This is a genomic window from Neorhizobium tomejilense (assembly GCF_964254135.1).
Taxonomy (GTDB): Bacteria; Pseudomonadota; Alphaproteobacteria; order Rhizobiales; family Rhizobiaceae; genus Neorhizobium; species Neorhizobium tomejilense.
Map to the genome: position 1 here is coordinate 1,274,858 of NZ_CAXUSO020000001.1, position 12,206 is coordinate 1,287,063.

Sequence of the window (12,206 nt, forward strand, 5' to 3'; positions counted from 1 at the left end):
GCGATGGGCGCGTAGGACTTCAGTCCTAATAGGTCAGCTTGGGATACCAGTGCGGTGCGCGGCCTTCCGGGGTAGAGTCGAGGATCGTCCAGATCGGCATCAGATCGGGTGCGCCGCGTGGGTCCTGGCCGGGGTCGGCGGTGACGCCGCCCATCTCGCCGCCCCAGAAATGCCGCATGGTTCCATCCCGGCGGGTGAACACGTTGAAGGCCGCGTCGTCGCTGCCGTCCTTGCCGATCGCGTGGTAATCCCGGCTGAACTCGCCGCTTGTATCCGAATAGAGCGGCAGATGATGCCAGCCGCGCTCGCGTTTGAAATCGGTGAGGCGCTGCAGCGGCGAGCGTGCGACGACCGCGAACGCGACACGCTGCTGGATGTCCGGAACCTCGCCGTCCCAGGAAGAGAGCAGCGAGGTGCACATCGGGCAGGGCCGCTCCCGCTCCGGACCGAACATATAGCTGTAGATGACCAGCGTTTCCTTGTCTCCGAACAGTTCCTCGAACGAGATCGTGCCGTTCGCGCCCTCGAACGTGTAGTTCTTCGGCACATGCCCGCCGGGCGGCAGATGGCGTCGCTGCTCGGCCACGCGCTCGATATGGCGGCGGAGCTCGATTTCCTCGGCGAGAAGCGCATCGCGCGCCTCCCTGTATGCGGCGCTTTCGTTGGGAAAGTGCACGCCGTTCTTTCTGGCAAGTTCGATTGCTGGTGTGAGGCTCTGCATATCCATGACATTCCTCCATCTGTAATGGCCGGGCAGGAGACTTGGCCTTGCCCCCGCTGATATAGTCGCCAAATTGTGGGCGAACACAGGCACGCCCACATAAAGGACGTGCGTCGGCGGTCTATTCCGACAGGCGCGTGGGAAAAATGAACCGGAATTGGGGGCGCAAGATGTCAGGGCGATTTCTGATCGAGGGACCGGAAGACGCACGTCTCACGATCCTGCTTGCGCACGGCGCCGGCGCGCCGATGGATTCGGCATCGATGACGGCTGCGGCGAAAGCCCTGTCGGCCATGGGTTTTCGCGTGGCGCGTTTCGAGTTCGGCTACATGGCGGCGCGGCGGATCTCCGGCGATCGCAAACCGCCGCCGCGGGCCGAGACGCTCAATCCCGAATACAAGGCGGCGATCGCCGAACTCGACGCGAAGGGACCCCTGATCATCGGCGGCAAGTCGATGGGCGGCCGGGTGGCGAGCATGATCGCCGACGAACTCTACACGGAAGGCAGGATCGCCGGCCTGTTGTGCCTTGGTTATCCGTTCCATCCTCCGGGAAAACCGGAGCAGCTCCGCACTCAACATCTCAAGGGGCTCAGAACCCCGACGCTGATCTGCCAGGGAACCCGCGATGAATTCGGCACCCGCGAAGAAGTACCCGGCTACGAACTTTCCAAAGCCATCGAAATCCTCTGGCTGGAGGATGGCGACCACGACCTGAAGCCGCGCAAGACGATCTCCGGATTTTCAGCCGCCGACCATCTCGCGACGATGGCGGAGACCGTGCTGGCCTGGACTGCACGGTTGAGGCCCTGAACGCGGCCTAAGCCTCCGACATTCGCGGTCTCCGGAAGCGTTCGAATGCTGTTGCCGAGGCTGGCCATCGGTAGGCCATAAACTTCCCATTTGATGTTACGAACTATTTAGTACAAAATAGTGTCGCTGAGGCCGGCTCGAAGCGGGAGGTCGCTCGCCGGTGCATCTGAGGAGCCTCTTCGGTCACATTCCGAGGAAATGGGAGGGAGCGCATGAAAACGTCGATAGCCACGGTTTCGATCAGCGGAGAGCTGCCCGAGAAGCTCGAAGCGATTGCCAAGGCCGGTTTCGATGGAGTGGAGATCTTCGAGAACGATTTCCTCGCCTTCGACGGCAGCCCTTCGGATGTCGGGAAAATGGTCCGCGATCACGGCCTGGAGATCACGTTGTTCCAGCCGTTCCGCGATTTTGAGGGCATGCCGCCCTCGCATCGAAGCCGCACCTTCGATCGCGCCGAACGCAAGTTCGACGTGATGCAGGAACTCGGCACCGACCTCGTCCTCGTCTGCTCCAACGTCTCGCCGGTCTCGCTCGGCGGCATCGACCGGGCGGCGGCCGATTTCCACGAACTCGGCGAACGGGCCGCCAAGCGCGGGTTGAGGGTGGGTTATGAGGCGCTCGCCTGGGGCCGACATATCAACGACCACCGCGATGCCTGGGAGATCGTGCGGCGCGCTGACCACCCGAATATCGGGCTGATCCTCGACAGCTTTCACACCCTGTCGCGGAAGATCGACATCAATTCGATCCGCTCCATCCCGAAGGACAAGATTTTCATCGTCCAGCTTGCCGATGCGCCGCTAATCGACATGGACCTGCTCTACTGGTCGCGGCATTTCCGCAACATGCCGGGCGAGGGCGATCTGCCGGTGACCGCCTTTACCACCGCAATCGCCGAGACCGGCTACGACGGGTATTTCTCGCTGGAAATCTTCAACGACCAGTTCCGTGGCGGATCCAGCCGGGCGATTGCCGATGACGGCTACCGCTCGCTCATCTATCTCGGCGATCAGGTGCGGCGCAGCCCGAACGCATCGGGCCTGACGGTCCGCGACATGCCGGACCGCGCTTCGGTCAAGGGAGTCGGTTTCGTGGAATTCTCCTCCGACGAGAAGGATGCGGCCGATCTTGCCGCGATCCTGCGAACGCTCGGTTTCCGCAAGACCGCCGTGCACAAGTCGAAGAAGGTCAGCCTCTACAGCCAGGGCGATATCCGGCTCCTTGTCAATACCGACGAAAAGGGGTTTGCCAACGCCTCGTTTGCCGTCCACGGCACCTCGGCCTATGCGATGGCTCTCGTCGTCGAGGATGCCGGGCAGGCGTTCGAAAGGGCGGTGGCGCTGGGGGCGGAACCGTTCCGGCAGCAGGTGGCAGAGGGTGAAGTGGATATACCGGCGATCCGCGGCGTCGGCGGCGGGCTTGTCTACCTGATCGACGACAAGAGCAATCTCGGCCGTTTTTCCGAGATCGATTTCCAGCCTGTCAACGAAGAAGCCGAGGTGGCGCCGGCGCATCTTGAGCATGTCGATCATATCGCCCAGACGGTCGCCTACGAGGAGATGCTGACCTGGCTGCTCTTCTACACCTCGATCTTCGAGACGCAGAAGACGCCGATGGTCGACATCATCGATCCGGCCGGCGTGATACGCAGCCAGGTGGTCGAAAATGCCTCCGGCACCCTGCGGATCACCTTGAACGGCGCCGAGAACCGTCGCACGCTGGCGGGTCATTTCATCGCCGAAAAGTTCGGGTCCGGCGTCCAGCATCTCGCCTTCCAGACCGACGACATCTTTGCGACGGCAGCGGCGCTGCGCAAGAACGGTTTCAAGCCGCTTGCCATCTCGCCCAACTACTATGGCGACGTCGAAGCCCGCTTCGGCCTCGATGCCGAGCTTTCGGAACGGCTGAAGGAAGAGAACATCCTCTATGACCGCGACGAGCACGGCGAATATTTCCAGCTCTACAGCATGACCTATGGCGAGGGTTTCTTCTTCGAGATCGTCGAACGGCGCGGTTATCGCGGCTACGGCGCCCCAAATGCCATCTTCCGGATCGCGGCGCTGAAGAGGGCGCTTCGCCCTGAAGGCATGCCGAGGGTTTAAACGGCGCCGGGACGGTTCGGTCACCAACTGGTGATGCCCGGTCAGGGCCGCGCTCCGCTCGACCTATTGCCGTGTCTGGACGGCTCTCGGGCAGACGCCGAAATGTCCGCCCTCCATGTGGACGAAGGCGACGCCGCCCTCTTCGAAGGCGAGGCGCAGCTGCGCTTCCGTGGCGCGGTGCAGGTCGTGCCGGCTGCCCTCGTAATCACGGATGGTGCTGCGCGACACGCCCGACCGCTCGGCGAGATCGGTCTGCGTCCAATCCAGAAACCCACGGGCGGCGCGACACAAGGCCGGCGTCAAAATTGCGTTCTTTGCGGCTTGACCCATCTCACCAAACTGCCCATATTGGTCAATATCTCCCATATATGGCAATTTGGATTCGATTGCTAGATGGGGCATTCGCAGGCATCTTCGCATCAGGCGCTGGGCGAAACGCACATGGAAAGGCCGGAGCATTGGGATAACGTCAGGACCATATCTTCTTCTTTTCCTGCTGGTCCTGCCTTTTCTCGGAAGCCTGGTCTCCGTATCTCTGCTGCGAACCCGTTCGCGCGTGCTGCCGTCCTGGGTGGCCGGCGCCACCGCGCTCCTCTCCCTGTTGATCGTCGCGTCCTTCTATCCAAGCGTCACCAATGGCGGCGTGCTGCGCTTCGAGGGCACTTGGCTGCCGCAGCTCGGCCTCAACTTCACTCTTCGGATGGACGGTTTCGCCTGGCTCTTCTCCATGCTGATTGCCGGCATCGGCTTTCTCGTGGTCGTCTACGCCCGCTACTACATGTCGGAAGACGATCCGGTTCCGCGCTTCTTCTCCTTCCTTCTCGCCTTCATGGGCGCGATGCTCGGCATCGTCATCTCAGGCAATGTCATTCTGCTGTCGGTGTTCTGGGAACTGACCAGCATCTTCTCCTTCCTGCTGATCAGCTACTGGCACAACAATGCCGCCGCCCGTGACGGCGCCCGCATGGCGCTGACGATCACCGGGATCGGCGGTTTCTGCCTGCTGATCGGGCTGCTGCTCATCGGCAACATCGTCGGCAGCTACGACCTCGACAAGATATTGGTGGCCGGCGACGTTATCCGCGGCCATTCCCTCTATGTGCCGGCCCTGGTCTTCATCCTGCTTGGCGCATTGACCAAGAGCGCCCAGTTCCCCTTCCATTTCTGGCTTCCCAATGCCATGTCGGCGCCGACCCCGGTCTCAGCCTTCCTGCATTCGGCGACCATGGTGAAAGCCGGCGTCTTCCTGCTGGTGCGGTTCTGGCCGGTGCTCTCCGGTACCTATGAATGGTTCTACCTTGTGGGGCTGGCGGGCATCATCACGCTGGTGCTCGGCGCCTATTTCGCGATGTTCCAGCAGGACCTGAAGGGCCTGCTCGCCTATTCGACGATCAGCCATCTCGGCCTCATCACCACGCTCTTAAGCCTCGGCAGTCCGCTCGCGACCGTCGCGGCGATCTTCCACATGGTCAACCATGCGACCTTCAAGGCGTCGCTGTTCATGGCCGCCGGCATCATCGATCACGAGACCGGCACGCGCGACATGCGACGATTGAGCGGGCTTTTCCGCTATCTGCCGATCACCGGCACGCTTGCCATGGTGGCGAGTGCCGCGATGGCGGGCGTTCCTCTACTGAACGGCTTCCTGTCGAAGGAAATGTTCTTTGCGGAAGCGGTCGAAACGCACGCGGACTCCATTCTCGACCGGATCCTGCCCTATGTGGCGACGCTCGCCAGCGCCTTCAGCGTCGCCTATTCGCTGCGATTCATCCACACGGTGTTCTTCGGCCCACCGCCGACGGATCTGCCGAAACCGAAGCCTCATGAGCCACCGCGCTGGATGCGTTTTCCCATCGACCTTCTCGTCGTCGCCTGCCTGATCGTCGGGATCATTCCGGCGATTTCGATCGGGCCTTTCCTGCATACGGCCGTCGTCAGCGTTCTGGGTCCGGAGACCCCGGAATACAGCCTTTCCATCTGGCACGGCGTCAACCTGCCGCTGATCATGAGCGCGATCGCACTCGTCGGCGGCACGCTGCTCTATCTCTCGCTCCGGAAATATCTCGCGACCTGCGAGGACGGCCCGCCGATCCTGCGCAACCTGAAGGGCCAGCGCATCTTCGAGCGGGTTCTCGTGGAAGTGTCCTGGCGCTGGGCCCGCTCGCTCGAACGCCGCTTCGGCACCCGCAATCTCCAGCCGCAGCTCCGCTGGGTGGTGGCGACCGGTTTCCTCGCCGGGCTCCTGCCGCTCTATCTCTCCGGTTTCGAAACCCGCGACATCACCTTTTCCGGCATCGATCCAGCCTTCGCCGCGATTTGGCTGCTCGGCATCTGCCTCGCCTTCGGCACCGCATATCTCGCCAAATACCATCGGCTTGCGGCCCTCGTCATGCTCGGCGGCGTCGGGCTGATCGTCTGCATCACCTTCGTCTGGCTGTCGGCGCCGGATCTCGCCATCACCCAGCTCCTCGTCGAGATCGTCACTACCGTCCTCATCCTTCTCGGCCTGCGCTGGCTGCCGAAGCGGACGGAGGGACTGGCCGAGTCCATCACCCTGCGCGCTCGTTTCCGCCGCTTCCGGGACCTGGCGCTCGCCGTCGTCTGCGGCATCGGCATGACCTTCATCGCCTATGCCGTCATGACCATGCCGGTGCCGGATACGATCGCCAACTATTTCCTCGAGAACGCCTATTCGCAGGGCGGCGGGCGCAATGTCGTCAACGTCATCCTGGTGGATTTCCGCGGCTTCGATACGCTCGGCGAGATCGCCGTGCTCGGCGTCGTGGCGCTGACGGTGTTCGCGCTGCTTCGCCGTTTCCGTCCCGCTGATGACAGCATGGATCTGCCGGAGCAGCAGCGGATCCAGAACAGTTTCGATGAGGATCGTCCGGAGCGTTCGGCCGGCGATACGGTGCGCGACTACCTGCTCGTGCCCTCGGTCATCATGACCTGGCTTTTCCCGGTGATCATCACCTTCGCCGTCTATATTTTCATGCGCGGCCACGACATGCCGGGCGGTGGTTTCTCGGCCGGGCTGACGCTGTCGATCGCCTTCCTGCTGCAATATCTGGCCGGCGGCACGCGCTGGGCGGAAGATCGTCTGCGCATTCTGCCGCTGCGCTGGATGGGGGCGGGCATACTCACCGCCTCGGCGACGGGCATCGGCGCCTGGTTCTTAGGTTACCCGTTCCTGACCTCGCATTTCCAGTATGTCGAGCTGCCGCTGATCGGCAAGATGCCGGCCGCCACGGCGCTGCTCTTCGATCTCGGCGTGTTCTCGCTGGTGGTCGGCTCCACGGTCCTCATTCTCGTGGCGCTGGCGCACCAGTCGATCCGCATCAACCGCCTGCGGGCGATCGATGCGGCGCGGACGGAGGAGGGCTGATGGAACTTGTTCTTGCCACTGCAATCGGCGTGATGACGGGCTGCGGCGTCTGGCTGATCCTGCGCCCGCGCACCTATCAGGTCATCGTCGGCCTTTCGCTTCTTTCCTATGCCGTCAATCTCTTCATCTTCGGCGTCGGAGGCGTGAAGACCAATGTCCCGCCGATCCTCGTCGATGGCGTTCCCAATTCGACGCTTGCAGATCCGGTGCCGCAGGCGCTGGTGCTGACGGCGATCGTCATCGGGTTCGCGACGACCGCGCTGTTCCTCGTCGTGCTGCTGGCGTCCCGGGGCTTGACCGGCACCGACCATGTCGACGGGAGGAACGATCCGAGATGAGCGGCTGGACCCATCACCTGATCATCGCGCCGATCCTTGTGCCGCTGGTCGCCGCCGCACTCCTGCTGTTCTTCGACGAGCGCCGGCGCGTCGTAAAGGCGATGATCAGCTTTACATCGACGCTGATCCTGGTCGCCGTCTCGCTCTCGCTTCTGCGGATCGAAAGCGGCCCGAACGATTTCGACGGCGTCTACCTTCTTGGAAACTGGGCGGCGCCGTTCGGCATCGTGCTGGTTCTCGACGCGCTGTCGGCGCTGATGCTGCTGCTGACGGCGCTGCTCTCCGTCGCTGCGCTGGTCTTTTCGCTGGCCCGCTGGCATGCGGTCGGCGCGCATTTCCACACCATGTTCCAGCTTCTGCTGGTGGGTCTGAACGGCGCATTCCTGACCGGCGACCTGTTCAATCTCTTCGTCTTCTTCGAAGTGATGCTGGCGGCATCCTATGGATTGCTGCTGCACGGCTCCGGTTCGCTGCGCGTCAAGGCGGGCATGCACTATATCGCCGTCAACCTCGCCGCCGCACTCCTGTTCCTGATCGGCGTGAGCCTGATCTACGGCACCGCCGGCACGCTCAACATGGCCGATCTTGCAGCCCGCATCCCCGATATCGAGCCGGACCGGCGGATGCTGATGGAAGCGGGAGCGGGCGTGCTCGGCATTGCCTTCCTCATCAAGGCCGGCATGTGGCCGCTCTGCTTCTGGCTGCCGACCGCCTATAGCGCCGCCTCCGCCCCGGTCGCCGGCATATTCGCGATCATGAGCAAGCTCGGCATCTACATCATCCTGCGGCTGACCATGCTGCTCTTCGGCGAAGGACCTTCCGCCGGTTTCGGCGCCGACGTGCTTCTCTACGGCGGCATCGCGACCCTGATCTTCGGCACGGTCGGCGTGCTGGCGTCGCAGGCGCTGGGAAGGCTTGCCGGTTTCTCGGTTCTGGTCTCTTCGGGCACGCTGCTGATGGTGCTCGGTATCAATGACGGGGCGATCTCGTCCGGCGCGCTGCTCTACCTCGTCAGCTCGACGCTGACGATCAGCGCCTTCTTCATGCTGATCGAACTGGTGGAGCGCGGGCAGGATGCCGGTGCGATCGTGCTTGCCGTCACCATGGAGGCCTATGGCGACGCGGACGACGACGAGCCGGAGGAGGGCGACGGCGTCACCATGCCGGGCACGATGGCAATCCTCGGCATCTGCTTTGCCGCTTGCGGCATCCTGCTCTCCGGCCTGCCGCCGCTTTCCGGTTTCATCGCCAAGTTCGCGATGCTGTCGGCGATGATGGGCACCGGTGCGATCGGCGTACCGCCGACGGCGGCCGTCTGGGTTCTGGTCTTTCTCGTCATCCTCTCCGGCATCGCAGCGCTGATCTCGATGACCCGCGCCGGCATCCGCACCTTCTGGAGTTCGCTCGAAGGAACCGTGCCGCGCGTCCTCGTCATCGAGATCGTGCCGGTGATGTTCCTGCTTTTCCTGACGCTGGCTCTGACTGTCCAGGCCGGACCCGCGATGCAGTACATGGACACCACGATCCGCAGCCTTAGCAATCCGAGGATCTATATCGACGCAGTGCGCAACGCAGCGCCCGTTGCCGATTATGACGGCGTCTCCTCGGCCAACGCAGGGAGCAAGTGATGCTGCCCTATCCGCTGCTCGCCTTGTCGCTGATCCTGATGTGGCTGCTGCTCAACGGCTTCACGCCCGGCCATCTCGTGCTTGGCGTCCTGGTCGCCGTCTTCGCCTCCTGGGCGATGGCGTCGCTGCGCCCGGACAAGCCGAGGCTCGCCAAATGGTACCTGCTGCCGAAGCTGTTCGGGATCGTGCTCTACGATATCGTCAAATCGAATGTCGCCGTCGCGCGGATTATCCTCAGAGCTGGTCGCCGCAGCCACAATCCCGGTTTCTTGACCGTCGAGCTGGATATCGAGAACCATACGGCAATCGCTGTTCTGGCCGTCGTACTGACCAGCACGCCGGGATCGGCCTGGCTAGAGTATGATTCAAACGACAAGACGGTGTTGCTGCATATCCTCGATCTGGACAACGAGGCGGAATGGCGCAACACGATCAAGAACAGATATGAGAAGCTGCTGATGGAGATATTCGCATGAGCGCCATCATTCTGTTCAGTGCGGTTTCGATCGCGCAGCTGATGCTCGCCGCGGCGATGGCGATCGCCTCGCTGCGCATGTTCCGGGGCCCAAGGGCGCAGGACCGCATCATCGGCCTCGATACGCTCTACATCAACGCCATGCTGCTCCTGGTGACCTTCGGCATCGGTACCGGCAGAGTGATCTATTTCGAGGCGGCGTTGGTCATGGGCATGCTGGGCTTCGTGGCGACTGTGGCGCTCGCCAAATTCCTGATGCGCGGGGAGGTGATCGAATGATGCAGTCTGCCGCCGACATGCCCGTCTGGGCAGCGATTGCAGTCGCGTTTTTCCTGCTGATCGGCTCCGGCCTGGCGCTGATCGGTGCGATCGGCTTCCTGCGCCTGCCGACCTTCTACGAGCGCATCCACGCACCGACGCTCGGCACCAGCTGGGGGATCGGCGGCGTCATGCTGGCCTCGATGATCTTCTTCACGGTTTCTTCGGGGCGTCCGGTCTTCCACGAACTCCTGATCGGCATCTTCGTCACGGTGACGACGCCGATCACCTTCATGCTGCTCGCCCGCGCCGCTCTCCACCGCGACCGTGCGGAAGGCAACGGCAATGTTCCGGACAAGCCGAACAGGAGCCAGGCCGCCGGGGAGATTCTGGGCGAGAGCGATCCCCGGAGGGGGTAGGGCGCTTCAACTGGCCGGCGAAGGTGGGCGGCAATCATCGACATCTCCGGTCTGCGGGCAGCAGTGCGATGTCCGCTTTTTTCCTGATGACAGACTCACTGAGCAACAATATACAGTCAATCCAGGACTAACTATCGGACGTCACGGATGAAGACTTGGAAGCCTGACCTCACCCGCAGCCGCTCCCCGCGCTACATGGCCATTGCCGATGTCATCGAAATGGATTTGCGGAGCGGCAACCTCGTGATCGGTGATCGGTTGCCGCCGCAGCGCGAGCTGGCCAAGGTGCTCAACGTCGACTTCACCACCGTGGCGCGCGGCTATCTGGAAGCCCAGAAGCGTGGTCTGGTCAGTTCGCATGTCGGGCGCGGCACGTTCGTGACCGGCGGTGCCGACAAGGAGCGCCGGGGTTTCGTCTCCGATGCCGCGCCGGATCCGCGCCGGGCCTCGATCGTTGATTTTTCCATGAACATGCCGCCGGAGCCGGACGATCCGGAACTGATTGCCCGGATGCAAGGCGGGCTGACAACCGTCGCCACCAACTTGGTGCCTTTGCTGCGTTACCAGAGCTTCGGCGGTGCCGGCGTCGACAAGGAGGCGGCGGCGGTTTGGCTCGGTCGGCGCGGCCTGGTTCCGTCGCAGGAGCGTATCTTCCTCACCCCCGGCGCGCATCCGGCGCTGCTGGCGATCTTCGGCATGCTGGCAAAGCCGGGCGAGACGGTGCTGTCTGAGAGCATCACCTATCCCGGCATGCGCTCGATCGCGGCGCAACTGCGGTTGACCCTTGTCGGCCTGCCGATGGACGACGAGGGCATTCTCCCAGCAGCCTTTGCCGAGGCCTGCGAGAAGAAGAAGCCGAAGGCGCTCTATCTCAATCCGATCCTGCAGAACCCGATGACGCTGACCGTTCCGGAACGGCGTCGCGAGGAGATTTGCGCCGTGGCGCGAAAATATGGCGTGCCGATCGTTGAGGACGATGCCTACGGCTTCATTCCTCTGCGCGCCCCGGCACCGCTGGCGGCGATAGCTCCGGAGCTGACCTGGCATGTCGGCGGGCTTTCCAAATCTCTCGGCGCCGGCCTCAGGCTCGCCTATGTCGTCGCCCCGGATACCAGGGCCGCGTGGCCCTTCGTCAGCGCCATGCGCGCCAACAACGTCATGGCGTCGCCGCTCTCGGCAGCGCTCGCCACCCGTTGGATCGAGGATGGCACGGCCGACAACATCCTGCACTTCGTCAGGACCGAAGCGATGGCCCGCCAGGCGCTGGTCGCAAACATACTGCCGGAGGGCAGCTACCGCGGCGACCCGCTCAGCTTCAACATCTGGCTGCCGTTGGCACAGGGCTGGACCCGCTCGACGTTCGGCAGCCACATGCGTTCCGCCGGCATCGGTGTTGTGGCGAGCGACGCCTTCTGCGTCGACGGCCCGGCACCGGAAGCGGTGCGCGTGTGCCTCGGCGGTCCCATCCAGCGGACTGCGCTCGAGGCCGCCCTGGAATTCATGGGGCATGCGCTGCAAAGCTCGCCCGAAATGGCCGGCTCCTTCTTCTGATCTCTCCTCTCTGCGACCCGTGGCCGGTATGCCTGCGGCATTCTGGCTAATCGACTCATTGAATGCATCAATCTATATAATGACTGCAATCAATAGACATTTGATCGCTTTGCTCCCAAGGACGATGATCATGGATCACGAATGGCCTCCTCTCCCTCCCATGCAGACCGGTATCCGCGGGCGCTGCCCGCGTTGTGGCCAGGGGCATCTGTTCAACGGCTTCCTGACGCTCAGCCGGAAGTGCGAAGCCTGCGGGCTGGACTATTCCTTCGCCGATCCCGCCGACGGCCCGGCCTTCTTCGTGATGTGCTTTGCCTGCGTGCCGAGCGTGCTTCTCGGCGTCTGGCTGGAAGTGCAGTACCAGCCGGCTTGGTGGGTTCACCTGCTGGTGACGTTGCCCTTCATGCTTCTGACCTGCATTCCGCCGCTTCGGCCGCTCAAGGGTTGGCTGGTGGCGAGCCAGTATTTCTACAAGGCGGAAGAAGGAAAGCTGGTGAGACGCGCCAGCTAGGTCGCA

General features: G+C 63.1%; 12 protein-coding genes. 10 read left to right on the forward strand and 2 right to left on the reverse strand.

Annotated features, from left to right (window positions below; translation table 11 throughout):
* Nucleotides 1-25: 25 nt before the first annotated feature.
* The gene (locus ACSQ3G_RS06595) at nt 26-727 is read right to left on the reverse strand and encodes a DUF899 family protein (RefSeq protein ID WP_436109454.1); all 702 of its coding nucleotides are present in this window, start codon (nt 725-727) and stop codon (nt 26-28) included.
* 164 nt (nt 728-891) lie between these two features.
* Between ACSQ3G_RS06595 and ACSQ3G_RS06600 the strand changes: the two genes are divergently transcribed.
* A complete protein-coding gene (locus ACSQ3G_RS06600; RefSeq protein ID WP_105424940.1) occupies nt 892-1,533 on the forward strand; it encodes an alpha/beta hydrolase family protein in 642 nt (213 codons plus the stop codon).
* A gap of 212 nt (nt 1,534-1,745) precedes the next feature.
* Nucleotides 1,746-3,635, forward strand: a complete 1,890-nt coding sequence (locus ACSQ3G_RS06605; RefSeq protein ID WP_436109455.1) for a bifunctional sugar phosphate isomerase/epimerase/4-hydroxyphenylpyruvate dioxygenase family protein — start codon at nt 1,746-1,748, stop codon at nt 3,633-3,635.
* A gap of 63 nt (nt 3,636-3,698) precedes the next feature.
* Here the strand turns inward: ACSQ3G_RS06605 and ACSQ3G_RS06610 are convergent, their stop codons facing one another.
* Nucleotides 3,699-4,010 (reverse strand): helix-turn-helix domain-containing protein, encoded by a 312-nt coding sequence (locus ACSQ3G_RS06610; protein ID WP_436109456.1) that lies wholly within the window; start codon nt 4,008-4,010, stop codon nt 3,699-3,701.
* A gap of 88 nt (nt 4,011-4,098) precedes the next feature.
* Between ACSQ3G_RS06610 and ACSQ3G_RS06615 the strand changes: the two genes are divergently transcribed.
* The 8 genes from ACSQ3G_RS06615 to ACSQ3G_RS06650 all read left to right on the forward strand — a co-directional run bounded on the left by ACSQ3G_RS06615 (nt 4,099) and on the right by ACSQ3G_RS06650 (nt 12,200).
* Complete coding sequence (locus tag ACSQ3G_RS06615; RefSeq protein ID WP_436111675.1) at nt 4,099-7,020, forward strand: monovalent cation/H+ antiporter subunit A; 2,922 nt, start codon at nt 4,099-4,101, stop codon at nt 7,018-7,020.
* The gene (locus tag ACSQ3G_RS06620; protein ID WP_046667993.1) at nt 7,020-7,358 is read left to right on the forward strand and encodes a Na+/H+ antiporter subunit C; all 339 of its coding nucleotides are present in this window, start codon (nt 7,020-7,022) and stop codon (nt 7,356-7,358) included. Before ACSQ3G_RS06615 ends, ACSQ3G_RS06620 begins: the two co-directional genes overlap by 1 nt.
* A complete protein-coding gene (locus ACSQ3G_RS06625; RefSeq protein WP_436109457.1) occupies nt 7,355-8,986 on the forward strand; it encodes a monovalent cation/H+ antiporter subunit D in 1,632 nt (543 codons plus the stop codon). Before ACSQ3G_RS06620 ends, ACSQ3G_RS06625 begins: the two co-directional genes overlap by 4 nt.
* Nucleotides 8,986-9,462, forward strand: a complete 477-nt coding sequence (locus ACSQ3G_RS06630; RefSeq protein ID WP_436109458.1) for a Na+/H+ antiporter subunit E — start codon at nt 8,986-8,988, stop codon at nt 9,460-9,462. Before ACSQ3G_RS06625 ends, ACSQ3G_RS06630 begins: the two co-directional genes overlap by 1 nt.
* Nucleotides 9,459-9,740 carry a K+/H+ antiporter subunit F gene (locus ACSQ3G_RS06635; protein WP_046636911.1) on the forward strand — a complete coding sequence of 94 codons (282 nt, stop codon included), beginning with the start codon at nt 9,459-9,461 and terminating at the stop codon, nt 9,738-9,740. Before ACSQ3G_RS06630 ends, ACSQ3G_RS06635 begins: the two co-directional genes overlap by 4 nt.
* Nucleotides 9,737-10,138 carry a monovalent cation/H(+) antiporter subunit G gene (mnhG, locus tag ACSQ3G_RS06640; protein ID WP_436109459.1) on the forward strand — a complete coding sequence of 134 codons (402 nt, stop codon included), beginning with the start codon at nt 9,737-9,739 and terminating at the stop codon, nt 10,136-10,138. The genes ACSQ3G_RS06635 and mnhG overlap by 4 nt, the downstream gene beginning before the upstream one ends.
* A 147-nt stretch (nt 10,139-10,285) precedes the next feature.
* Nucleotides 10,286-11,689: an aminotransferase-like domain-containing protein gene (locus tag ACSQ3G_RS06645; RefSeq protein WP_436109460.1), complete on the forward strand. Its 1,404-nt coding sequence runs from the start codon at nt 10,286-10,288 to the stop codon at nt 11,687-11,689.
* Nucleotides 11,690-11,816: 127 nt separating this feature from the next.
* Nucleotides 11,817-12,200 (forward strand): DUF983 domain-containing protein, encoded by a 384-nt coding sequence (locus tag ACSQ3G_RS06650; protein WP_105429938.1) that lies wholly within the window; start codon nt 11,817-11,819, stop codon nt 12,198-12,200.
* Nucleotides 12,201-12,206 lie beyond the last annotated feature (6 nt).

Coding starts and splice junctions, on each gene's coding strand:
- ACSQ3G_RS06595 (WP_436109454.1), bottom strand. CDS start 727: ATGGATATGCAGAGCCTCACACCAGCAATCGAACTTGCCAGAAAGAAC.
- ACSQ3G_RS06600 (WP_105424940.1), top strand. CDS start 892: ATGTCAGGGCGATTTCTGATCGAGGGACCGGAAGACGCACGTCTCACG.
- ACSQ3G_RS06605 (WP_436109455.1), top strand. CDS start 1,746: ATGAAAACGTCGATAGCCACGGTTTCGATCAGCGGAGAGCTGCCCGAG.
- ACSQ3G_RS06620 (WP_046667993.1), top strand. CDS start 7,020: ATGGAACTTGTTCTTGCCACTGCAATCGGCGTGATGACGGGCTGCGGC.
- ACSQ3G_RS06625 (WP_436109457.1), top strand. CDS start 7,355: ATGAGCGGCTGGACCCATCACCTGATCATCGCGCCGATCCTTGTGCCG.
- ACSQ3G_RS06630 (WP_436109458.1), top strand. CDS start 8,986: ATGCTGCCCTATCCGCTGCTCGCCTTGTCGCTGATCCTGATGTGGCTG.
- ACSQ3G_RS06635 (WP_046636911.1), top strand. CDS start 9,459: ATGAGCGCCATCATTCTGTTCAGTGCGGTTTCGATCGCGCAGCTGATG.
- mnhG (WP_436109459.1), top strand. CDS start 9,737: ATGATGCAGTCTGCCGCCGACATGCCCGTCTGGGCAGCGATTGCAGTC.
- ACSQ3G_RS06645 (WP_436109460.1), top strand. CDS start 10,286: ATGAAGACTTGGAAGCCTGACCTCACCCGCAGCCGCTCCCCGCGCTAC.